The sequence below is a fragment of the Microbispora oryzae genome, assembly GCF_017896165.1.
Classification (GTDB): Bacteria; Actinomycetota; Actinomycetes; order Streptosporangiales; family Streptosporangiaceae; genus Microbispora; species Microbispora oryzae.
Genome location: NZ_JAFCNB010000001.1, coordinates 734,473 through 757,757, shown reverse-complemented (window position 1 = coordinate 757,757; position 23,285 = coordinate 734,473). Strand labels below are relative to the sequence as shown.

At 73.0% G+C, this 23,285-nt stretch carries 17 protein-coding genes; 7 read left to right on the top strand and 10 right to left on the bottom strand.

Annotated elements, in window-relative coordinates; all coding sequences use genetic code 11:
- Positions 1–1,325 precede the first annotated feature (1,325 nt).
- Positions 1,326–2,300, bottom strand: a complete 975-nt coding sequence (locus JOL79_RS03465) for a trypsin-like serine peptidase (protein ID WP_307848282.1) — start codon at positions 2,298–2,300, stop codon at positions 1,326–1,328.
- Between the two features lie 189 nt (positions 2,301–2,489).
- Positions 2,490–3,071: a trypsin-like serine peptidase gene (locus JOL79_RS03460; protein ID WP_230984035.1), complete on the bottom strand. Its 582-nt coding sequence runs from the start codon at positions 3,069–3,071 to the stop codon at positions 2,490–2,492.
- On the opposite strand from JOL79_RS03460, the gene JOL79_RS33720 reads away from it, so the two are divergent.
- On the top strand, positions 3,040–4,002 hold the full coding sequence (locus JOL79_RS33720; RefSeq protein ID WP_230984034.1) for a hypothetical protein: 963 nt from the start codon (positions 3,040–3,042) through the stop codon (positions 4,000–4,002). The two genes, JOL79_RS03460 and JOL79_RS33720, sit on opposite strands and share 32 nt — an antisense overlap.
- 52 nt (positions 4,003–4,054) lie before the next feature.
- Positions 4,055–5,206, top strand: coding sequence for a 1-deoxy-D-xylulose-5-phosphate reductoisomerase (gene dxr, locus JOL79_RS03455; protein WP_307848290.1), 1,152 nt, complete (start codon positions 4,055–4,057; stop codon positions 5,204–5,206).
- 206 nt (positions 5,207–5,412) lie between these two features.
- Here the strand turns inward: dxr and JOL79_RS03450 are convergent, their stop codons facing one another.
- Positions 5,413–6,555, bottom strand: coding sequence for a lytic polysaccharide monooxygenase (locus JOL79_RS03450; RefSeq protein WP_210154106.1), 1,143 nt, complete (start codon positions 6,553–6,555; stop codon positions 5,413–5,415).
- 338 nt (positions 6,556–6,893) lie between these two features.
- Here JOL79_RS03450 and ispG point away from each other — a divergent pair, with 338 nt between their 5' ends.
- From ispG to JOL79_RS03435, 3 genes are all read left to right on the top strand, one after another.
- Positions 6,894–8,057, top strand: coding sequence for a flavodoxin-dependent (E)-4-hydroxy-3-methylbut-2-enyl-diphosphate synthase (gene ispG, locus JOL79_RS03445; RefSeq protein WP_210154105.1), 1,164 nt, complete (start codon positions 6,894–6,896; stop codon positions 8,055–8,057).
- A 130-nt stretch (positions 8,058–8,187) separates the two neighbouring features.
- Positions 8,188–9,936 (top strand): alpha/beta hydrolase, encoded by a 1,749-nt coding sequence (locus tag JOL79_RS03440; RefSeq protein ID WP_307848281.1) that lies wholly within the window; start codon positions 8,188–8,190, stop codon positions 9,934–9,936.
- Between the two features lie 56 nt (positions 9,937–9,992).
- Positions 9,993–10,835 carry a GNAT family N-acetyltransferase gene (locus JOL79_RS03435; protein ID WP_210154206.1) on the top strand — a complete coding sequence of 281 codons (843 nt, stop codon included), beginning with the start codon at positions 9,993–9,995 and terminating at the stop codon, positions 10,833–10,835.
- On the opposite strand, the gene JOL79_RS03430 is transcribed toward JOL79_RS03435, so the two are convergent.
- From JOL79_RS03430 to JOL79_RS03400, 7 genes are all read right to left on the bottom strand, one after another.
- Entirely contained in the window at positions 10,816–11,226 is a 411-nt protein-coding gene (locus tag JOL79_RS03430) for a DUF3037 domain-containing protein (protein WP_210154103.1), read from the bottom strand. The two genes, JOL79_RS03435 and JOL79_RS03430, sit on opposite strands and share 20 nt — an antisense overlap.
- Positions 11,223–12,050 carry a HipA family kinase gene (locus JOL79_RS03425; protein WP_210154102.1) on the bottom strand — a complete coding sequence of 276 codons (828 nt, stop codon included), beginning with the start codon at positions 12,048–12,050 and terminating at the stop codon, positions 11,223–11,225. Before JOL79_RS03425 ends, JOL79_RS03430 begins: the two co-directional genes overlap by 4 nt.
- Positions 12,051–12,105: 55 nt before the next feature.
- A complete protein-coding gene (locus JOL79_RS03420) occupies positions 12,106–13,428 on the bottom strand; it encodes an alkyl sulfatase dimerization domain-containing protein (RefSeq protein WP_210154101.1) in 1,323 nt (440 codons plus the stop codon).
- 110 nt (positions 13,429–13,538) lie between these two features.
- Positions 13,539–16,121, bottom strand: coding sequence for a LuxR C-terminal-related transcriptional regulator (locus JOL79_RS35325; RefSeq protein ID WP_210154100.1), 2,583 nt, complete (start codon positions 16,119–16,121; stop codon positions 13,539–13,541).
- 159 nt (positions 16,122–16,280) lie between these two features.
- Positions 16,281–18,659: a serine/threonine-protein kinase gene (locus JOL79_RS33715; protein WP_230984033.1), complete on the bottom strand. Its 2,379-nt coding sequence runs from the start codon at positions 18,657–18,659 to the stop codon at positions 16,281–16,283.
- A 122-nt stretch (positions 18,660–18,781) separates the two neighbouring features.
- Positions 18,782–19,462: a DNA alkylation repair protein gene (locus JOL79_RS03405; protein ID WP_210154099.1), complete on the bottom strand. Its 681-nt coding sequence runs from the start codon at positions 19,460–19,462 to the stop codon at positions 18,782–18,784.
- A complete protein-coding gene (locus tag JOL79_RS03400) occupies positions 19,459–20,136 on the bottom strand; it encodes a TetR/AcrR family transcriptional regulator (RefSeq protein WP_210154098.1) in 678 nt (225 codons plus the stop codon). The genes JOL79_RS03405 and JOL79_RS03400 overlap by 4 nt, the downstream gene beginning before the upstream one ends.
- Before the next feature lie 92 nt (positions 20,137–20,228).
- On the opposite strand from JOL79_RS03400, the gene JOL79_RS03395 reads away from it, so the two are divergent.
- Together JOL79_RS03395 and JOL79_RS03390 are read left to right on the top strand one after the other, a co-directional pair.
- Positions 20,229–21,605, top strand: coding sequence for an alkaline phosphatase D family protein (locus tag JOL79_RS03395; protein ID WP_210154097.1), 1,377 nt, complete (start codon positions 20,229–20,231; stop codon positions 21,603–21,605).
- Positions 21,606–21,688: 83 nt separating this feature from the next.
- Complete coding sequence (locus tag JOL79_RS03390; protein WP_210154096.1) at positions 21,689–23,239, top strand: glycoside hydrolase family 3 protein; 1,551 nt, start codon at positions 21,689–21,691, stop codon at positions 23,237–23,239.
- The last annotated feature ends 46 nt before the right edge of the window (positions 23,240–23,285 follow it).

Below are 23,285 nucleotides of genomic sequence, written 5' to 3'. Positions count from 1 at the left end.
GGACCTCCCGGCGTCTCGGACACACCAGGCGTCACAGGCACGCCCGGCACCTGAGCGTCGATTTGCGCCGCGTCTGACGCAGACGCACCCGGTGCGGGGGTACTCGGTGCAGGGGTGCTCGGATCAGGGATGCTCGGTCTGTCCGAGCGGAGCCATGAAGCGGTGGAGGCATGTCCATACGCTTTGGCCTCGCCGGTGACATGCGCCCGATGCAGCATTGCCACCATCGCCGAATTCAGCAGATCCACCGCCTGAATCAGCGTCTCGGCCCGCTGAAGGCACACCGCCGAACTGTCCGGCACCTCCGCACTCGCCCACCGGGCCGCCACCCGCAGCAACTCCGCCTCCGACAAGCACGGCTCGGGGCCTGGAGCAGCGCCGTCTGCTGCACCATCGTCTGCTGCACCATCGCCTACAGCACCGGCCGGACCGGCCTCTCCTGGCTGCCACGGCTCACCGGCGCCCGAGCCCGCATGGCCGGATCCCTTGTCACCGGACCCCTCACTACCGGGACCGATGTCACCGGGCCACATCGGCGGGACGGCAGGACCATCAGACCCCGCACCGGGATTCGTATGAGGATTGGCGCGGGAGTCCGCATGTGGGTCCAGGCACGTGCCCTCAAGCACCGGCGGCACCGACCCCGCCGACCGCGACGACTGTGCTGACCGCGACGACCGCGCAGAAGCGTCTCCGGTGGAAGCCGGGGGAACAGCGCCGCGGCGCGTGCCTTGGGCACGACCACGCGACCAGGGAAGACCAGGCCCGCGACCGCCTGATCGGGAACCACCCGACCGGTGGCCGTCCGACCCGGAAGCGCCCGGCCGGTGGCCCCAGCCAGCAGCTGGGCGACCGGAGCCCTGCTGGCCCGAGGCTGACCGGCCCGAGGTTGACTGGCCCGAGGTTGACTGGCCCGAGGTTGACTGGCCCGACGCCGGACGATCACGGCGGTCGTCGGCGGCAGCAGGGTCATGGAACACCGGCACCGAGACCCCTCCTCTCCACCATCAGCTCGCCACGTGACTGCAACGCTACAGAACGCCATCAGTAGATCGCTAGTCAGTTCGAAAATCTGTGGAAAGAGAGCGGGAAGTGGACAGCCCAAGAATTCGACGTCGCTGGACTGGTTCGGGCGGACTCGCAAACCGTTGGCACGGCGACGTGCTTGTCTTTGTCGGTCCGATGTGTGTTCAAAGTCCTCGGGGGCCTGCCGACCTTCTCCGGCCCCCGATGCCACGACGACTGAACATGACCAGTCTCTTGGTGCCAAGGGGGGCCTGAGGCTTCCGGTCGGCGGGCCCCGAAGACACCCGCGAACCCGGTGATCAGGCCTGTTCGGCCACGTGGAACAGGCTCCGTACGGCGGGCCCGAAGTAGGGGCCGTACATGGTGCCGTGGTCGTTGCTGTACTTGAAGCTGCTCACCGACGTGAGCACCCCGCGACCGGTCACCGGGTCGAAGCCGCTGAGCCATGGCCCGCCGCTCGCCCCCGCGGTCAGATCGCAGCGCATGCCCTGGTCACGGGTCTGTCGTTGCGGATCGCCGTGGACCGTCCCGGCGCAGTAGAGCAGGCGTTCGCCGTCGTACGGCGGGTCCGCGGGGAACCCGAAGCCATAGGTGCGCTGGCCGCGCCGGGGCTCGAAGCCGAGCTCCTGGCCGCCCACGGCGTCGGTCAGGTGCTGCCCGCCGGGCGCGGTGACCGCCACCATGCCCACGTCGTAGTCATCGTCGCCCTTCCGCGACCACGGGCCGGCCACGAACATGCGACGGGCCGAGAAGGTCCCGTACGGCTGCCGGCCGCCGTCGTACGCGGGGATGAAGGTCCAGTTCTCCGCCCAGGCGCCGGCGCCGTCCTTGACACAGTGCCCGGCGGTGACGACCACGTCGCGGTTGGCGCTGTGCGCGGCGCTGGCCGAGCACACGAAGTCGACGCCGTTCATGGTCAGGAACACCCGGCCCGTGGTGCGGGTGACGGACCCGCCTGCCCCCCACCGCGAGCCGCTCGTGGTGGCGGCCGGCATCGCGGCCGGGGCGGCCGCCTGCCGCACCCGGCCCGATCGGGCGGGCGCGGAGACGGGCAGGACGCCCGAGGTGACGGGCGACATCACGGGCGACATCACGGGCGAGGTGGCGCCTGAGGTGACGGGCGAGGTGACGGGCGAGATGACCGCGCCGCCGACGCGCTTCACCGTGGAAAGCAGCCCGATCGGCACGGCCCGGGCCATCCGCTCCGGCGTCCAGTAGGCGGCGGGCGCCGGCGTGGCCAGGTGCTCCACGACGTCCGCCACCGGGGCTGCCACGGGAGGCGCCGCAGGGGCTGCCACTGGGCCTACCACGGGTCCAGGCACCGGAATGGCGGGGCGGACGGGGGCCGGTGGGGTGCCCAGGAGCCCCGCGGCGAGGGCGGCGGACGTGAGGAAGGGGAGGCTTCCAGTCATGCCACCCGAGTGTGGACCACGATTCGTGATCTTGTCGCTACTTTCGGTGAATCAGGTGAGCGAGGTGTTCTGCGCCGCGTTGTAGACCGCCTGCGCCTCGGGGCCGAAGTAGGGGCCGAACATCCAGAAATCGGCGAAGCCGTACTTGAAGCTGTTCACCGAGTTGAGCAGGCCGGATCCGGTGCCGTCGGTGAACGAGGAGAACCAGGGGCCGCCGCTCGAACCGCCGGTCATGGTGCAGTTGAGGCCCTGGTCGTCGGAGTTGAGGAAGTCGTCGAAGGCGCGGCCGCTGCAGTAGACCAGCTTCGAGCCGTCGAAGGGGGCGGCGGCGGGGTAGCCGAAGGCGTACATCTGCCGTCCGCGCGGCTGGTTGAACGCGACGCCCTGGCCGCCGACGACGTCGGTGAGGCTCCGGCCGCCCTGGGGAGCCACGACGGCCGCGGCCACGTCGTAGTTCATGTTCTCGCCCGAGTCCCATTGCGGGGTGGTCAGCAGCGTGGTCGCGGGCCAGGTGCCGTTGGGCCGCTCACCCCGGTCGTACCCGGGCACGAAGACCCAGTTCTTGTGGAAAGTGCCATTGATCTTCACGCAGTGACCGGCGGTGATCACCACGCTCTTGTTGGCGCTGGTCACCGCGGTGCCGGAGCAGGAGGCGTTCCGTCCGGCGTCGGAACCGGCCGCGACGGTGAAGAAGACCCTGCCGACGCTCCTGACGACCGCGCCGCCACTCGTCCAGGCCGCGCCGGTGCTCCGCGCCGACGAAGACGCCGACGCCGAAGACGCCGAAGACGCCGACGCCGAAGACGCCGACGCCGAAGACGCCGACGCCGAAGACGCCGACGCCGATGACGCCGACGCCGATGACGCCGACGACCCGCCTGCCGGGCTCGCCGCGCCGGCCGCGGCAGTCGTACTCGCGGCGGTGCTCGCGGCGGTGCTCCCGGCGATGTCGGCGGTGAAGGTCATCGTGGTCCGTGACGAGGTACGCGACGAGGCTCGCGACGTCGTCCGCGGGGAGGCCGGGGACGAGGCCGGGGACGAGGCCGTGGAGGAGGCCGTGGAGGCGGCGGCCGTCTTCGGCGCCGTGGTGGGAACGGCGGTGGGCCGCGCGGGGCTGGGCTGCGGGAGGGGCGAGGGGCCGCCGCTGAAGCGCCGGGCGTCGGTCCGGGGCGGGTCGAACGGCTTCGCGGCCTCCATCCTGGCCTCCGTCCAGAACTGCCGGACCGTCCGCTGCTCCGCGCTCGTGTCGGCGGCCTCGTGGACCGCGACGGGGCCGGGGCCCCGGCTCGCGCTCGCGCTCGTGGTGGCGCCCGTGGAGCCGTGCGCCGCGGGCAGCATGACGCCCGCGGCGGCCAGGGTGGGGACCGCGAGGGTCGCGAGACGTCGTGCGGTGGGGTGCATGCCTACCTCCGTGTCGGATGTCCTGACGCGGGAAGCTAGCGACCCATCTCGCGGGATTTCTCCCAATTCGCCTATCCGGTTATGGGGGGATTCCGGCATATCTGTACTGGTTTCTCAGGCGTCTCGGCCGTGTCGTGGCGATGGGACGGCTCGGGGAGAATGAGGGGGTGACTGCACAGATCCGGCCCGCGTCGGCGGCGGGCGTCCGATCCGTCGTGGTGCTGGGCTCGACCGGTTCGATCGGCACCCAGGCCCTCGATCTGATCGCCCGTGCTCCCGACCGGTTCCGGGTCGCGGCCCTCGCGGCCGGGGGCGGGCGGGTGGACCTCCTCGCCCGGCAGGCGGCCCGCTTCGACGCCGAGGCGGTGGCCGTCGCCGATCCGGGGGCGGTCCCGGCCCTCAAGGAGGCGCTGGCCGCCGCCGGCGCGCGGGCCAGGGTGCTCGCCGGGCCCGAGGGTGTGGCCGAGCTCGCGGCCGCCCCCTGCGACGTCGTGCTGAACGGGATCACCGGCGCCCTCGGCCTCACGAGCACCCTCGCCGCGCTGTCGGCCGGGCGGGTCCTCGCGCTCGCCAACAAGGAGTCGCTGATCGTCGGCGGACCGCTGGTCAAGCGGCTGGCCGCCCCGGGGCGGCTGATCCCGGTCGACTCCGAGCACTCCGCGCTCGCCCAGTGCCTGTGGGCGGCGGGCCCGGCGGGCGCCGACACCAGGGCCGTACGACGCCTCGTCGTGACCGCGAGCGGCGGGCCGTTCCGCGGCCGCACCCGGGCGGAGCTGGGGGACGTCACGCCCGAGATGGCGCTCAACCATCCGACGTGGAACATGGGGCCCGTCATCACGGTCAACTCGGCGACGCTGGTGAACAAGGGCCTTGAGGTGATCGAGGCGCACCTGCTCTTCGACATCGGCTTCGACCGCATCGACGTGGTCGTCCACCCGCAGTCCGTGATCCACTCGATGGTGGAGTTCACCGACGGCTCGACGATCGCGCAGGCGAGCCCGCCCGACATGCGCCTGCCGATCTCGCTGGCGCTCGGCTTCCCCGAGCGCGTTCCCGGCGCCGCGTCCGCCGTCGACTGGACCACCGCCCACACCTGGACGTTCGAGCCGCTGGACGACGAGGCGTTCCCCGCGGTCTCGCTGGCCCGCCACGTCGGCACGCTCGGCGGCACCGCGCCCGCGGTCTACAACGCCGCGAACGAGGTGTGCGTGGAGGCGTTCCTCAAGGGCGCCCTGCCGTTCCCGGCCATCGTCGACACCGTCGAGCGGGTGGTGGCCGAGCACGTGCCGGGGGCCGCCTCGACCGTCGAGGAGGTCCTGTCGGCCGACGCCTGGGCGCGGGCGCGGGCGGCCGAGCTCGCCCGCTGAGTGTCCCGCCGCTGAGTGTCCCGCCGTGCCCGATCGGGCCCGCTGATCCCGTGTGATCCGGTCGGGTGATCCGGCCCGATGATCGTGTCGTGGGCGCCCGGACCCCCGGCACGCCGGGATCCGGAGCGGCGCGAGGGCCGCCCCGGATCGGGGATCGCGGCCGGTGCGGGCCGGTCAGGTGGGCTCACACCGGTGAGGGGCGCGGATCAGGCGGAGCCCACCGTGCAGGTGACCGAGGGCACGCTGCCGCTGCTGGATCCGTTGACGAGGAAGCCGAACGGTGTGGACTGGTTCGGCCCCAGGGTGCCGTTGTAGCTCACGTTGCGGACCGTGACGCTGGAGCCCGACTGGGTGAGCGTTCCGTTCCACAACTGGGAGATCGTCTGCCCGCTTGGCTGAGTCCACCGGACAGTCCACCCCGATATGGACGAACTGCTCGTATTGGACACTGTGACCTCGCCCTGGAAGCCGCCACCCCACGAGCTCACCACCCGGTAGGTGGCCGCGCAGCCGCCCGGAAGGGTCGGCGTGGGGCTGCTCGACGGGCTCGCGGACGGGCTCACGGACGGGCTCACGGTCGGGCTGGCCGACGGGCTCGCGGAGGGGCTGGCCGACGGGCTCACCGTGGGCGTCGGCGACGGGGAGGGGCCGCTGCCGGGGCCGACCCCGGTCACCTGGCCGCTGCCGCCGTCGAAGACCACGTCGGAGCAGTTGTAGAACGTCTCGTTGCTGTCCGACCGCTGCCACACCGAGTAGATGATGTGGCGGCCGGTCTTGCCGGACGGCAGGGTGGCGTTCCAGTAGTAGTACGAGTCCGCGGTGCCCGGCGAGCCGACGCTCGGCGGGTCGGTGGCGCTGTAGAACGGCGTGGACTCAAGATCGCTCCACGCCAGCGGACGGGTGGGGCTCCAGGAGTCCTTGGTGATGTACGTACGGAACGTGCCGGGGTGAGCGGCCCACTTGTTGTACCGGAACTGGATGTTCGCCCCTGAGGTCAGGTGGGTGACCGGCCAGTCGTCGCGGGCCAGGTCGAACCCGCTGAAGTCGTACACGACCGCACCGCCGCTGCACAGCTTCCCGTCGGGGATGAAGCCGGCCATGCGGCCCGCTCCGTCGGAGCGCAGCACGGCGAACCAGTTGTAGAGCGAGTTCGTCCCGCTCTGTGCGACGGCCGCCGCGCAGGCGGGGTTGTTGGGAACGATCTGCCCCTGCTGCGTCAGACCGTCCTTCCAGCACAGGTAGGTGCGGCTGCCGGGCATCATCATGGCCCCGTGCGCCGAGGCCGGAACGGCGAACAGCACCGTCGCGGTCAGAGCCACCACCGCGGTCGCGATGGCGGTGAGAGTCATCCTGGCTCTTCGTGGCTTACCCACAAGTCACCCTTTCGCAGGTCATCAGGGGGTCGGTCGACCCATAAGGCGAAAGCGCGCGCGTTACGGACTGTAGGCGCGGGAATCCCGTCTGCCCAGCCGCCGCCGGGCCGCCTGACGATCTTCGCGGTGTCCGGCCAGGTGAACGCCCTGGGGCGGGTTGATTCGGGGAGGTAATGGCTGAAACCTTCATAATTCACCGATCAAGTTCAGCCCCCCGGTCGAAACCGTCCGGCCCGGTCCTATGGTCTCGGCCGGATGATCGGAGCGGCCCGCCTAAACTGGTTGCGTCGCATGCCACCACACAAGGGACCGAAATGTCTGTTGATCTCGGGATACCCTCGGTCAGATCCCAGCCGATCGCCGAGCGTCGAGTCTCACGGCAGATCATGGTCGGGTCGGTGCCCGTGGGAGGGGACGCGCCGGTCTCGGTGCAGTCCATGACCACCACGCTCACCTCCGACATCAACGCCACCCTGCAGCAGATCGCCGAGCTCACAGCGGCCGGCTGTCAGATCGTCCGGGTCGCCGTGCCCTCCCAGGACGACGCCGACGCCCTTCCGGCCATCGCCCGCAAGTCGCAGATCCCGGTGATCGCCGACATCCACTTCCAGCCCAAGTACGTCTTCGCCGCGATCGACGCCGGTTGCGCGGCGGTGCGGGTCAACCCGGGCAACATCAAGAAGTTCGACGACAAGGTCGGTGAGATCGCCCGCGCGGCCTCCGACGCGGGTGTGCCGATCCGCATCGGCGTCAACGCGGGCTCGCTCGACCCACGCCTGCTGGCCAAGTACGGCAAGGCCACGCCCGAGGCGCTGGTCGAGTCGGCCCTGTGGGAGTGCTCGCTGTTCGAGGAGCACGGCTTCCGCGACATCAAGATCTCGGTCAAGCACAACGATCCGGTGGTGATGGTCCAGGCGTACCGCCTGCTGGCCCGGCGGTGTGACTACCCGCTGCACCTGGGCGTGACCGAGGCGGGGCCGGCGTTCCAGGGCACCGTCAAGTCGGCGGTGGCGTTCGGCGCGCTGCTCGCCGAGGGCATCGGGGACACCATCCGGGTGTCGCTGTCGGCGCCTCCGGTGGAGGAGGTCAAGGTCGGCACGCAGATCCTGGAGTCGCTCGGGCTGCGCCAGCGCGGGCTGGAGATCGTGTCCTGCCCGTCCTGCGGGCGCGCGCAGGTGGACGTCTACACCCTGGCCGAGCAGGTGCAGGCCGGACTGACCGGGCTCAAGGTCCCGCTGCGGGTCGCCGTGATGGGCTGCGTCGTGAACGGCCCCGGCGAGGCCCGCGAGGCCGACCTCGGCGTCGCCTCGGGCAACGGCAAGGGCCAGATCTTCGTCCGCGGCGAGGTGATCAAGACCGTTCCCGAGTCGGCGATCGTCGAGACCCTCATCGAGGAGGCCCTGCGCCTGGCCGAGGAGATGGGCGTCGAGGTCGACCTCGACGACGACGCCGCCGGCCCCGAGGTGGTCGTCTCCTGAGAAGGGGATGCTCATTACAGAGCGCAATGCTCTGATTACACATTGACACTGATCGGGCTGAGCGGGCGGTGATCCCGCGACCCGCTCGGCGAAGCTTGCCTCTGCTGTGCTGGAGCAGAGGAGCATGCCGGTGAAACGGGTCGTCGGAGTGGTCGCGGGTGTCGCGACGCTGGTCGCGGGACTGGTCGGGCCGGGGGCGGCGCACGCCGTTCCCGGACAGGGGGCCCGGGGGCTCGTGTGGGGGCCCTGCCCGTCGCGCGTCGCCTCCGGCCTCGCGGAGTGGACGGGCTCCGGCGCGCCCAGGGTCCCCGACGGCCCCGACCTGCCCGACGTGACGGGGGCGCTGACCGCCACCGCTCAGGACACCGGCCTGCTGGGGGACGTCCTCGGCCCCATCGGCGCGGTTCCGGCGGACGCCGTCCGGGCCGGGGTGCCGGGCCGGCAGCCGCAACAGATCGACTGCGCCACGCTGCGGGTGCCGCTCGACCCGCGTGAGCCGTCTGGCCGCCAGATCACGCTGGCCCTGAACCGGATCAGGGGCGCCGCGGCCGCAGGCGGCGGCCGCCTGGGCACCTTGCTGGTGAACCCCGGCGGGCCGGGCGGATCGGGGCTCGGCATGGCCAGGTACGCCGCGGCCTCGCTGCCCCGCGACGTGGCGGCGCGGTTCGACGTGGTGGGCTTCGCCCCACGCGGGGTGGGGCCCAGCGAGCCGGCCCTCTCGTGCGTCGACCCCCGGCGCTTCTACGCCGCGCCCCGCCCCGACAACGTGCCGCGCACCAAGGCCGACGAGGACGTGCTCGTCAGCCGGGCGCGCGAGTACGCCGACGGATGCGCCGCCCGGTGGGGCTGGTTCCTGCCCCACCTCACCACCGAGAACACGGCCAGGGACATGGACGCCATCAGGGCCGCCCTCGGCGAAGGCAAGATCAGCTATCTCGGATACTCGTACGGCACCTACCTGGGGGCCGTGTACGCCACCCTGTTCCCCCAGCGGGTGCGCCGGCTGGTGCTCGACAGCGTGGTCGATCCCGACGGCGTCTGGTACGACGCCAACATCGCCCAGGACCACAGCTTCGACCTGCGTCACCGTGACTTCCTCGCCTGGGTCGCCCGGCACGACGACGCCTACGGGCTCGGCCGCACCCAGCAGGGGGTAAGCCACGCCTGGTACGCGATGCGCTCCCGTCTCCGGGAGCGTCCGGCGGGGGCGATCGTCGGCCCGAGCGAGCTCGACGACATCTACTCGGAGGGCGGCTACTCCAACCGGCTGTGGCCCAAACTCGCCGCCGCGTTCTCCGCGTACGCGCTGAGGAGCGACGCGGCGGGCCTGGTCCGCCTGTTCCACGGCCAGGCCGAGATCGATCCGGCCGAGGAGAACTCCTACGCCGTCTATCTCGGCGTCGAGTGCCGGGACGCCCCGTGGCCCCGATCGTGGGCCCGCTGGCACGCGGACACTGTGCGGACCCACGCGAGCGCGCCGTTCATGGCCTGGCCCAACGCCGTGTACAACGCGCCCTGCGCGTTCTGGCCGGTGCGGGGCGGCACCCCGATCCGGGTGGGCGCGGCGAATCTGCCGCCGGTGCTGCTGATCCAGGCTCAGCACGACGCGGCGACGCCCTACGCGGGGGCGCTGCACCTGCGCGACCGCTTCCCCACGGCGCGGCTGCTGTCGGAGGGGGGCGGCAACCACGGCGTCTCGCTGGCGGGCAACGGGTGCGTCGACCGTCTGCTGGCGGCCTACCTCCTCGACGGGACCACCCCGGCGGCGCGTGGGACGACGCGGCGGGAGCCCGGCCTCAGCTGCCCCGGAGTGCCGGATCCCCAGCCGGCCGGGAGTCCGGCCGGGCAGGCCGCCAGGCACGGTGCCGCGCGCAGGTGAGCCTTTCCGGCGGGTAACGCCCAAAAGCGTGATGGTCGCGTAGGCTGAGCACCGTGATGCTGCGAACATCGGCGTCGCGCGTGCTCGACGACTCCGATCGCGAGGAGGTGCTCGCCCTCCTCGACACCGACCCCGTCGCCAACGTCTTTGTCGCATCCCGGGTTCGGGCCGTGGGCCTGAGCCCGTCGCGGCTCGGCGGCCAGATGTGGGGGTTCGGGCCGAGAGGCGGCCTCGTGTCCCTGTGCTACGCCGGCGCCAACCTGGTCCCGGTCAACGCCACGCGGGAGGCGGTGCACGCGTTCGCCGACCGCGCCCGGCGTCAGGGCCGCCGCTGCTCGTCGATCGTCGGCCCCGCGGTCGCCGTCGAGCAGCTCTGGGAGCGGCTGGAGCCCCACTGGGGCAAGGCCCGGGCGATCAGGTGGGCCCAGCCCGTCATGGTCACCGGCTCGGCCCCGGCCGTGGAGCCCGACCCGCTCGTACGGAGGGTCGTGCCCGAGCAGTTCGGCGTGCTGCTGCCCGCCTGCGTGGCGATGTTCACCGAGGAGGTGGGCGTCTCCCCGGACAACGGCGACGGGGGCGCCCTCTACCGCTCCCGGGTGGCGGAGCTGATCCGCATCGGCCGTTCGTACGCCCGCATCGAGGACAATCAAGTGATCTTCAAGGCGGAGATCGGTGCGATCACCCCGCAGGCGTGCCAGATCCAGGGGGTCTGGGTGCATCCCGACCACCGCGGGCGCGGCCACGCGGTCGCGGGCATGGCGACCGTGGTCGAGCAGGCGCTGAAATACTTCGCGCCGCTCGTCACCCTCTACGTGAACGACTTCAACCTCCCGGCGCGGGCGGCCTACCGCAAGGTCGGCTTCCAGGAGGTCGACACGTTCATGTCCGTGCTGTTCTGACCAGCCGGTTCATCAGGGTCTCCAGCTCGGCGGCGGGATCGGTGGTGAGGCCGGCGTGCACCGGGCCCGCCTGCACCACGGTGCTGCGCGGCGCGGTCAGCCAGCGGAACCTGGCTCCGGGCGACTCGCGGCGCAGCGGCCCGGCCTCCTCCCCGCAGGCCAGTTCGTACGCCGTGAGGGCATGCCGTACCGCGGCGAGGTCGACCGTCAGGCACAGCGCGCGGAGCCGGTCCTCGTCGAGCTCGACCCGGGCGCACAGGTATCCCTGAGGCTGGCAGTAGAGGATCACACCCGCGTTCACCAGCTCGCCCCGCTCGGCGCTGGGAACGACACGGATCGCGGCGTATTCGTACACGTCCCAGCTCGTCGGGCCAGTCACGGGGCCGGTCATCGGGCCTCACCTCGTGTGGCGCGCCAGAAGCCGCCGATCGTGCCCCGGCCCCGGCTCGGGGCGGGCGGGGCGGCCGTGGCGGGATCGGGCAGCCAGTCGCGGGGCCCCGCCGCCCGCATGACGAGATGTTCCACGTAGGCCCGCCGTACGGCGTCGGCGTCGGCGAAGCCGGGCTCGTCGTCGAGCCATTCGTCCGGCACGAGGGCCGTGACGGTCTCCAGCAGGTCGCGGGTGACCCGGGCGCCGAGCTCGGCGTCGGCCTCGGCCAGCCGGGTGGCGAACGGGGCGAGCACGTGGTCGTGCCCGTCGAACGGCCGGAGGGGATCGGCGGTCGGCCAGTTGTGGTGGAACCACAGCGCGGCGCCGTGGTCGATCAGCCAGACCCCGCCGTGCCAGACGAGCAGGTTGGGGTTGCGCCAGCTGCGGTCGACGTTGTGCGTGAACGCGTCGAACCACAGCACCCGGGAGGCGAAGCCGGGGTCGGCCTCCCATGCCAGCGGGTCGAAGCCGAGTGCTCCGGGCAGGAAGTCGATGGCGAGGTTGTGCCCCGCGCTGGCCGCGAGCAGGTCCTGGATCTCCTCGTCCGGCTCGCGCGCGCCGAGCCGCGAGTCGAGGTAGATCACCTTCAGGTCCGGGGTGGGCAGGTCGAGCCGCCTGGCCAGCTCGGCGCAGATCACCTCCGCCACGAGCACCCGGCGGCCCTGTCCGGCGCCGCGGAACTTGACGACGTACGTCCCCAGGTCGTCGGCCTCCAGGAGGCCGGGCAGCGAGCCGCCCTCCCTGAGCGGCGCGACGTATCTGGTCGCGGTGATCTGTTCCAGCACGACAGGAAGGCTACCGGCCGGCGGGCGCGCCCCTCCTCGCGCCCGCCGGCGACGTTCACCTGATGGAGCTGGGCAACCACCACATCCGGCCGTTCACGACCTCGTGGTAGACGTCAAGGAGGTCAAGCCCGGTGATCTTGCTGCGCGACTCGGCCGCCGCCCAGGCGTAGACCCCCTTCGCGATCGCCCCCGGCTCCTCCTGGACCCGCATCGCGTAGACGAGGGCGCGGATCTCGTGGACCTTGTGGTTGTCGGGCTCCGCCTGCGCGGCCAGTTCGGCGAGCTGGCAGGCGAGCCGCAGGTCGCCGTCGCCCGCGACGGTGACCGCCCGGCCGGCCAGCGACGCCGCCCCGGCCGACAGGTCGGCCACTGCGCGGGCGAAGACGGCGTCCGGCGCGGGCTTCAGATGCGCGGGATTGCCGTCGTGCCAGCCGCCGTGCAACCGCCAGATGTTCCGCACGATGAACTCGGGCTCGTCGTGGTTCGACCGCAGGTAGACCCGCTCGGCCAGCTCGGCCGGCGGGCGCACCCGGTGCAGGATGTCGTCGAGGCGGGCTCCGGCGTTCATCAGGTCGAGGGTCTGCTCGACCAGGCTGTCGAGGTAGTCGGCGGTGTCGGTGAGGGCCTGCCGTACGCGGTCGGGCCCGATCACGGGCAGGCCGTGCCCGGGGAGCAGCACCTGGGCGTCGACCGTCGCCATCCGGCGCAGCGCGACCGCCCACTCGTCCGGGTAGCGCTGGACCCGATGGGGATCGCCCGCTCCGGGGACCTGCCAGACGAACAGGTCGCCGGTGAGCAGGACGCCGCGCTCGGGCAGGTAGGCCCAGGTCGCGTCGTCCGTCTCGCCCAGCGTGTGGCTGAGCTGGAGCGTGACGTCGCCGAGCGACAGGTTCAGCCGGGTGCGGAAGGTGATGTCGGGGATGCGGTGGCTCGTCGGCCAGGTCATCCGGACGAAGCCGTGCTCGCGCTGGTCGACCACGGTGTTGTAGCCCGCGGTGCGCGCGTACCTGGCGAACCTGCGGGCCACGCCCTCCTGGGCGACCACGGCCGCCCGGGGCCCGGGCTCCTCGTCGAAGCCCTCCATGCCCGAGACATGGTCGAGGTGGCCGTGGGAGAAGATCGCGTACTTCACGGCCTGGTCCGTCCAGCTCCGGACGGCCCGGTACATGGCGGGCGCGTCCAGGGCGTTGCCGGTGTCGAACAGGGCCACCCCCTGCTCGCCCCTGATGGCGTACACGTTGCCGGTCGCGGGCCACATGGCCACGCCGTACGTGACCTCCTTGACGCCGCCGCGGCGGAGATCGGTGAGCGGAACGTCCTCCAGGCGCAGCGAGCCGCGCCACAGCCTGTCGGCGTACTCGAGGATCGTCGAGTGCATGGATCGAGCCTGACGGAGCGCCGTCCCCGCGGCCCAGTGGGGATGTCCCTAGAGTCCCGGTTGGAGTCCCGGTTGGAGGCCCGGTTGGAGGCCCGGTACGGCGGCGCGGCTCAGATCTCGCCGCGCTCGACCGCCAGGGCCAGCTCCACCCGCGACCGCAGGCCCGTCTTGGCGTAGACCCGGGTGAGATAGAGCTCCACGGTCTTGCGGCTGTAGTGCAGCTCCTCGGCGATCTGCGGATTGCTCAGGCCGCCGGCGACGAGCTGGATCACCCGCCGCTCTCCGGGAGTGAGATCGGCCGCCCGCTCGACCGCCGTCCCTGCGGCCCTCATGTGGTGCTCGGCCGCCGCGCACCACGGGGCCGCGCCCAGCCGGGTGAAGATCGCGTGAGCGCGCGGGAGCTGCGCGTGGTCTCCCAGCGCGCCGAGGAGGAGCCGGGCCCGGCCCTCCTCGAACGGCAGGCCGTCCTCCCTGGCGGACTCCAGCGCCGCGAGGGCCCGGGCGCGATCCCCGAAGGCCGACGCCACGGCGAGATGAGCGGACAGGACGGCCCGGGGAGTGCCGTTCCCGCTCACCTCGTCGAGCCGCGCGGCGCACGCGCGGGCCTCGTCCGGCTCGTCGCAGGCCTCGTGCAGCCGCACCTTGACGGACAGGGCCCGGTGGAGCACGTCGGGCACCGCGAGGACGAGGGCGGCGTCGAGTTCGGCGCGGGCGGCGGCGCGGTCGCCCCGGCCGAGGGCGAGCCGGGCGCGGAAGACGTGGCGCAGGCCGTCGTGCATCGGCGAGCGGGGCGGGGGATCGGCGAGGATCCGCTCCGCCTCCTCATATCTGCCTTGGTTGAGCAGGATGTCCAGCTCCATGTTGCGCAGCAGCGCGCGGTTCTCCATCAGACCGGCCTCGGCCAGTGACCTGGCTCCGCTCGCCATGTCCTCCAGCGCCCGCGTCCACTCGCCGCCGAGCCGCCGCAGCACCGCCGTCGTACGGATCTGCTGCCCGCCGATGTCGTGCCACCCGAGCCCGCGGTAGATCTGCTCGGCCTGGGCGAGCAGCTCGGCGGCCCGGGTGCGCAGCCCGGCGGTGGACAGCACGTGCGCGGCGGATTCGAGCGCGGCCAGCCGGGCGCCGGGGGGCAGGGCGGCGGACCGGCCGAGCAGGTCGTCCACGATCCGCCGGCACTCCGGCCAGTCGCCCTGCACGAGCGCGTGGACGGCCAGGCAGCCCAGCGCGACGACCAGGTCCTCCGGGGGACAGCCGGCCGCCCCGGCGCGGGCGTGGCGGGCGCTGTCGGCGCTCGGCCGGCCCAGCACGGCGCTGATCAGCGCCTGCTGGGCGAGCAGCGCCGTCGTGTCGTCGGCCGTGGCCAGGTGACCGTGCAGGATGTCGAGGGCCACGTCGTACGATCCCATGGCGAGCGCCGCGGCGACCGCCGTGTACGCGGTGCGGGTGTGCCGGCGGCCGGGCGGGAGCAGGGTGAGGGCCCGTCGGGCCGAGTTGAGCGCGGGCGAGGGGCGGGAGCACTTCCAGTAGGAAAGCGCCTGGCGGGCCAGCAGCTCACCCGCGGTGCCGGGGGAGATCTCGGCGGCCTTGCCGTACCAGTGCGCCGCGGTGAGCGGAGCCGTCCACCGGGTCACGGAGGCGGCCCTGAGCATGGCGGGAAGCGCGTCGGGGCTGCCCGACTCCGCGACGTGAGCCGCCCACTCCAGCACCCGCCGCGTGCCGCTCAGCCCGTCGCGCTCCAGCATGGCCGCGATCTTCGCGTGCGCCGCCCGCCGTTCGGCGGCGCTCAGCTCGTCGTAGAGCGCCTCGGCGACGAGCGGATGCGCCAGGGCGTAGCCCTCGCCCGCGGGGGTGACCACGCCGTCGCGGACGAGGCCGGTGAGGGCCCGCTCGGCCTTCACGGGTTCGAGCCCGGCCAGCTCGGCGAGGACGGGCAGGCCGGCTCCCGGGCGGGTGCGGGTCAGCGTGGCGAGCACCCGAGCGAGGTCGCGTCCGCCCTGGTCGCGCTGGAACAGCCGGGTGAGGATGGCGCCGTGCCGGCTGTCGGGCACGGCGGAGTGCACGGCCCCGCCCTGGACCAGCGTCCTGACGGTCTCCTGGACGAACCACGGGTTGCCCCGGCTCGCCTCGTGGACCCGGCGCAGCACCGACTCGCTGGGGGTACGGCCGAGCGACTCGGTGACGAGATCGGCCACCTCCGCGAACGACAGCGGCTCCAGCCGCACGGTCAGGTCGGCGTCCATCTCGGGCGGCTGCCGGGCGGTCGCGAGGACGGAGAAGCCGGACAGATAGCGGGGGATCGCCTGCAACCCGGTCAACGTGTCCGCGTCCGCCAGGTGCAGATCGTCGATGGCGATCAGGGTGCGTCCGGGAAGCGACTCGAACAGCCGGGTGGCGAGCAGGCCGGGACTGGCCTCGACGTCCCCGACGGCGGACCGGTCGACCGCCTCGTACAGGGCGTCCAGGGCGGGCCCGGCCTCGTCGCGCAGGCCCTCCAGGACGGAGGCCAGCGAGGCGTAGGCCCGCCCGCCGTCCAGCTCCAGCGCCTGCCCGCGCAGCACGCGCACGCCGGGCAGGCGGGCGATCACCTCGCTGAGCAGGTGAGTCTTCCCGATGCCGGGCTCCCCGTGGACGAGCACGATGCGCGGGGGCCGCGCCAGGGCCGCCACCACCCGCTCCACAACATCACGCCGCACTCCGCCGCCCCGCTTCCTCGTCCGTCCCGCTGATCGCACATAGGACGCGGGGTAAAGGTTGAGCGTTCACGGGAAATCTGAACCTATCTTGCGGACCACGCAAGGTGAATTACGAAATCACCCCCAAATCGCGACGTAACGCCATATTTGGGTCAGCCGTTATCGAGGGGCGGCGGGGGTTTCGGCGCCCTCGGACTTCCCGCCGCCGTCCTGCTGCCCGGCCGGGACGCCCGCCGGGTCCTCCGACGGCTCGTCACCAGGCCCCTCCGCGGGCGGCTGCTCCGGGCAGGCGGGGCCGCGGGTGGTCACGGTCCTGGAGGCGGACGAGCCGCCGGGGGAGGCCGTGACGGTCACGGTCCTGACATCGACGAAACCGCACTCCGGCCGCCGGAACTTCGCCGCGCTGAAGGTGGCCGTGTACGTCGTGCGGCCGGAAAGCGTGTCCCCGGCGACGCCGCTGTTCGTCGTTGTACGGTCGTCCGCCGTGAGCCGCTGGGTGAAGGACACCCGAAGCGCGACGGGATCCGTCGTGCTCGCCCGCACGGTCACCCTCGCCGAGGCGCCGTCCCAGGAGGCGATCGACACGGACGGGGGAGCGCAGGCCGGGCCGGGCACCCGTACCGTCCGGGTCCGCGGGCCGCCGGCCGCGGGCGGGTCGGTCGTCACCCGCACCTCGAAGACCGCGGTCGTGCCGCAGTCCACCGGGCCCAGGTCACGGGTGAACCGGGCCGAGTAGGACCGCTTGCCCGACAACGTCTTCGTGTCGGTCGCCACGGTCTTGCCGTCGCGGCCGAAAGCGGCGGACACCCGCACCGGGCCGGTGCCGCCGGTTTTGACGCCGACGTCCGCCGCCCGGCCGTCCCAGCCGTCGATCTCGACGTCCTCGACGGTGGGCGGCGGGCAGGGCGGACCGGCGACCTTCACCGTCCTGCGGGCCGTGCCGCCGGCCGCCGCCGGCACCGTCACGGCCTCGATCCCGCGGTAGACGGACGTCCCGCACCGCGGCGCCGGGAAGGCCTGCTGGACCTCCGGCTCGTAGGACCGGGCGCCCTCCAGGGGGATCGTCTGCGGGTCGCCGGCGACGAGCCGGTCCGGCGCCGGCCCCTCGGCGAAGCGCACGGTCAGCAGGACCCTGGCGGTGGTGTTCGCGCCGACCCGGACGGTCGCCGACTGCCCGTCGAAGCGGGTGACGCCGAGGCCGGTCACCTTGAGCGGCGCGGCCGGCCGGGACGGGGAGGGAGAGACGTGCCGCGGCGTGGGCGAGGCGGCGGGCGAGGCGGCGGGCGGGGTGCCCGGGTTCGCGTGCGGGCTCGTCGCCGGACTCGGGTGCGGGCCCGTGCCCGGAGAAGCGTGCGGGGGCGCGGCTGCCTCGGACGTCGCGTCGACGGTGGGGGAGACCGCCGGGGACGGCTCCGGCCCGCCCCCCGCGCCGGCGCCCGCCACCCCGGCGCCCGGATCCGTGTCGGCCGGCGTCGTGGCGCTGTGAGAGGGGGGTGTGAGCAGGGTGTCCTGGGCGACGGGGGTCTGCCGGTTGACGGCGACGACCGCAGCGACGACCAGCGCCGAGAGCACGGCGGTCCCGAGCGCGACGCGGGGCGCGGCGTGCGCGAGCCGGCCGGTCAGCACGGTCCGCGCCAGCGAGGTGGACACCTCGACGGGCTCGGCCGGCTTCGCCAGCGGGAAGGTCAGCGCGAGGAGCGTGGCGAGCTCCGCCAGGTGGCGGCGCCCGCGCTGCTCCCAGTCGGTCCCGTAGGCCGCCGTCGCCGCCGACTCCAGGTCGGCGACGAACGCCCGGGCCGTGGACGGCCGGTCGGCGGGGTTCTTCGCCAGCCCGCGCAGCACGAGGGTCCGCACCGACGCGGGCACGTCCAGCGCCGGGATGGGCGCGCTCTGGTGCAGCCGTCGCAGTCCCACCACGTGGTCGGCGCGGTACGGCCGGTGCCCCGTGAGGCACTCGAAGAACACGCAGGTCGCCGCGTAGACGTCGGTCGCCGGGCTGGCGGGGCTGCCGTCCCACTGCTCGGGGGCCATGTACGGCGGGGTGCCCGCGGGCGTGCCCAGTCCGCCGCTGGGTGTCGCGATGCCGAAGTCGGACAGTTTGCTCGCGCCGTCGGCCTGGATGAGCACGTTCTCCGGCTTGTAGTCCCGGTGGACGATGCCGGCGGCGTGGGCGGCGGACAGCCCGACGAGCGAGCCCTTGAGCACGACGAGCGCGGCCTCCGGGCTGGTGGTCCCGTGCTCGGCCAGGATCCGGCGGAGCGGCACCCCGTCGACGAGCTCCATGACGATGGCCGCCCCGTCGCGGGTCTCCACGTATTCGTAGAGCCGTACGACGTTGGGGTCGTTCAGCTCGACCATCACGCGGGCCTCCTGCCGGAATCCGGCCAGGAAGCGCGTGTCCTCGCGGAGGTCGTCCCGGAGATACTTGATCGCGACGTAGGCCCCGGTCGTGGCGTACGTCGCCAGCACGACCCGCCCCGCTCCGCCCGAGCCCAGCTCGCGTACTTCCCGGTAGCCCGGAACCGACCAGGCGCCCATCACGCCGCCCCCTCGGATAGCCCGGATCCAAGGTCTCATCCGGAAGGCGGGTTGTCACCGGAGCAAAATGTCACCTCAGGGATGTAATCCGAGCGCGCCGTGAGACGGCCCCCAGGTCACCGCTAGGTCACCGGGACGTTCCTGAGCGCCTCCCGGCGGCTCAGCCCGCTGAGGCGGTGATGATTGACATATCTGACCACCTCGGCGGGTTCGGTCTTGGCGTACTCCCGCAGAGCCCAGCCGATCGCCTTGCGGGCGAAGAAGTCGGTGTCCGACAGGCTCGGCTCGATGCACGCGTACAAAAGGCCGGGATCCGTGCGGTCCCGGAAGGCGTTCTGGCAGAGGATCGCGGTGCGCCGCTTCCACAGGTCGCCGTCGCGGGCCCACTCCAGCATGAGGGGGCGCATGCTGTCCGGGTACAGGCGCAGCAGGGTGCCGATCCGGTGCACGGCGATCTCGTCGACCAGGTCCCACCAGGCGCCGGTGACGATCATCTCCTCGTACATCGGCACGGTGTAGAGCGTCTGCCAGGGCCGGTAGTAGCGGTGCGCCGTCAGCTCGATCGCGGCGTACCGCTCCTCGCGGTACTCGGCCTCGCGCCACAGCCCGAGCACCGCCCTGCGCCACTCGGGCGCGCTGTCCAGCCGGTGCTCGGAGAAGACCCGGCGCAGCGCCGTCCGGCGCGGCACGGCCGTGACTCCCAGGAACGGCATGGCGGACTTCATGTACGCCTGCATCGCTGAGGCGCGCGAGGGATCGGCGACGCCGGTCAGGGCCTGCCGCACGTGGGTGAGGAGCGTCATGGAAGCCGGGTCGCCCGCTCTCCCGTCGACAGCCCGTCGAACAGGATCTTGACGTAGTGCTCCGCGAGGGCCGCGGTGTCGAGCGGGCCGTCCGGGCGGAACCAGCGGACCGTCACCCAGATCGTGTCGCGGATCATCCGGTAGGTCAGCTTGGGATCGGCGTCCGGCCGCAGCTGCCCGAGCTCCTGGCCGCGCCTGATCTGCTCCACCCAGATGCGCTCCACCTCGTCCTCGGCCCGGACCAGGTAGTCGAACCGGTTGCCCGGCAGCGACCGCAGGTAGCTCCAGTCGTTCTGCATCACCGTGATGGCCGCGCGATGGACCTCCAGCGTGCCGAAGCCGATCCGCACCATCTCCGACAGGACGGCCCTTGGGTCGGTCTGGGTTTCCAGCGCCGCCCGGTAGCGGGTGATGAGATCCTCGAGGAAGGTGCGGAGCACCTCGTCGACGATCGTCTCCTTCGAGTCGAAGTGGTGGTAGAGGCTCCCGGACAGGATCCCCGCCTCCAGGGCGATCTCCCGCACCGTCGTCGCCTGGAAGCCCTTGCGGGCGAAGAGTTCGGCGGCGAGCCTCACCAGATGGTCGCGTCGCTCCGAGGGCGAGTGCCCGGTGGCGGCCGTCCGCCGCGCCTTCACGGGGGCGGCTGTGCCGCCGGAGTCCTTACGCTGGTTCACGGACCCATTATGGCCGTCCGAGCAAGAGCTTGTTCGGGGCTCTCGACTCGTACGCCCCCCTTGGCCGGTGTCGATGGGGCAGGATCGAATCTATGGCGAAACTGGGCTATCCGTTCACCCTCGGGGTGGCTTCCGGCGAAGCTTTACCCGACGGCGTGATCCTCTGGACGCGCCTGGCGCCCGAACCGCTCCATCCGGCCCGGCCCGGCGGCATGCCCGCCCAGGCGGTGACCGTGCGGTGGGAGGTGGCCGACGACGAGAGCTTCGCGCGCGTGGTGAGGTCCGGGACGGTCACGGCGCAGCCGGACTGGGCCCACAGCGTGCACGTACGCCTCTCCGGGCTGCGCCCGGCGGCCGACTACTTCTACCGCTTCTCCGTCGACGATCACGTCAGCCCGGCCGGCCGTACGAGGACCGCCCCCGCCCCCGAGTCGACCGCGCCGGTGCGGTTCGCCTTCGTCTCCTGCCAGCGCTACGAGCACGGCTACTTCACGGCACTGCGACATCTGGCGGACGAGCGGCCCGACGTGGTCGTCCACCTGGGCGACTACATCTACGAGTACGGCAAGCCGAAGAACCCGGGCCCGGGCCGCTACGTGCGCCCGCTGGAGTCGGAGGCCGAGTGCCGGACGCTCGGCGCCTACCGCGACCGCTACGCCCGCTACCGGATGGACGCCGATCTGCAGGCCGCGCACGCGGCGGCGCCGTGGGTCGCGCTGCCCGACGACCACGAGGTGCGGGACAACTGGTCCGGGGCGTTGCCCGGGGACGGCACCAGCCCGGCGGCCTTCGCCAAGCGGAAGGCCGCCGCCTACAAGGCCTACTACGAGCACATGCCGCTGCGCGTGCGCCCGTCGGGGGCCGCCCTGCAGAACTACCGGTGGCGGCCGTACGGGCGGGTCGCCGACTTCATGATGGTGGACACCCGCCAGTACCGCGACGGCGCCGACATGCTGGGCCAGGAGCAGGAACGGTGGCTCACCGCGCGCCTGACGGGTTCCACGGCCCGGTGGAAGGTGCTGGCGCAAGCGGTCTTCTTCGCCCGGCGCGCCTTCCCCGCGGATCCGCCGAGCGCGGACGCCTGGGACGGGTTCCCCGCCTCGCGGGAGCGGGTGCTGGCGCACGCGCCGGACGGCCTGGTGGTGATCAGCGGCGACGTGCACAACAACTGGGCGTGCGATCTGCGCGCCGACTGGGAGGACCCCGCGTCGCGGGCGCTCGGCGTCGAGTTCGTCGGGACGGCGGTGACCAGCATGCCGGGCGTCACCGACGCCAGCGCGATCCTCGCCCGCAACCCGCACATCCCGTTCTTCGACGGCCACCGCGGCTATGTGTCCTGTACGGCCGGCATGGACGGCTTCCGGGCCGACTACCGGGGGGTCGCGTTCGTGGACCGGCCGGGCGCCCCCATTTCGACCGTGGCCAGCTTCGAAGTGGAGGCAAACCGGCTGCGCCGCGTCGATCTGTGAAATCCCAGGCCACCTCACTGGCGAATAGGAAACTTTCCTATTAAATTACCGGGCATGGCTGAGCGCTGCCCGGCGGGCACGGCATGAGGCGGAGCGCGGACCTGCTGCGCCTGGCGGACACGGTCCTGCTCCCGGGCTTCCTCGGGACGGCCGCGCCGGACTGGGTCCGCAGACGGGTGGCCGGAGGTCTCGGGGGCGTCGTGCTGTTCTCCCGCAACGTCGCGACCCTCGACCAGCTGGCCGGCCTGACCGCCGTCCTGCGGGCGGACAATCCGGGCCTGCTGGTGGGCATCGACGAGGAGGCCGGCGACGTCACCCGGCTGGAGGCGCGGACGGGCAGTTCCCGGCCCGGCAACTACGCCCTCGGCGTGGTCGACGACGAGGAGCTGACCGAGCGGGTGGCCGCGGACGTCGGCCGCGACCTGCGGACGGCCGGGATCACCCTCGACTTCGCGCCCGCCGCCGACGTGAACTCCAACCCCGGCAACCCGGTGATCGGGCTGCGGTCGTTCGGGGCCGACCCGGCGCTGGTCGCCCGGCACACGGCCGCGTGGGTCCGGGGCCTGCAATCGGCCGGGGTGGCCGCCTGCGCCAAGCACTTCCCCGGGCACGGGGACACGGCGGTGGACTCCCATCACGGCGTCCCGCGCCTCACCGCCTCGCGCGAGCGGCTGGCCGAGGTCGAGCTGCCGCCGTTCCTGGCCGCCGTCCGCGCGGGTGTCCGCGCGATCATGACGGGTCACCTGCTCGTCCCCGCGTACGACGGCGAGCGCCCGGCGACGCTCAGCCCGCGCATCCTCACCGGCCTGCTCAGGACCGAGCTCGGCTTCGAGGGCCTGGTCGTCACCGACGGCATCGAGATGGCCGCCGTCTCCGGCGCGTACGGCCTGGGCGAGGCGAGCGCCCGCGCCGTCGCGGCGGGCGCGGACGCCGTGTGCGTCGGCGGGGAGAACGCCGACGAGGCCACCGCCGACCTCATCAGGGACGCGATCGCCGACGCGGTGGCCGGGGGCCTGCTGCCGGAGGAGCGGCTCGCCGAGGCCGCCGGGCGCGTCCGTGCCTTCGCGAGCACGCCGGCGCCGATCCCGCCCACCGTCGCGGGGGCGGACGGGATCGGGCTGGTCGCCGCCCGCCGCGCGGTCCGGGTGACATGGCGTGACGGTGCCGCCGGGCCGGCCGGGGCGGCCGGGGCGGACCGGGTGACGGGGACGGCCGGGTTGGCCGGGGCACTGCCGCTGGCCGCCGCCCCGCACGTCGTCGAGCTCGCCCCGGAGACCAACCTCGCCATCGACAGGGGCACGCCGTGGGGTGCGGGTGACGCGCTGACCGCCCTGATGCCGGGCACCACGGTCCTGCGGCTGCGCGAGCAGGACGTGCGGGACGGCCTGCCCGAGCGGGCCCTCGGCGGCGCCGCCGGCCGGCCGCTGGTGATAGTGGTCCGCGACGCCCACCGCCACCCCTGGCAGATCGATCTCCTGGAGCGCATGCTCGCCGCCCGTCCGGACGGGATCGTGGTCGAGATGGGCCTGCCGGGCCGTACGGACCTGGGGGCGGCGCACATCGCCACGCACGGCGCCGCGCGGGTGTGCGGGCAGGCGGCGGCCGAGATCCTCACCGGCCTGCGCGTTCCCTGATCCGGAGGTCCTCGGCCCGGGGGAGGGTGGACCGGCGGGCCGCCGC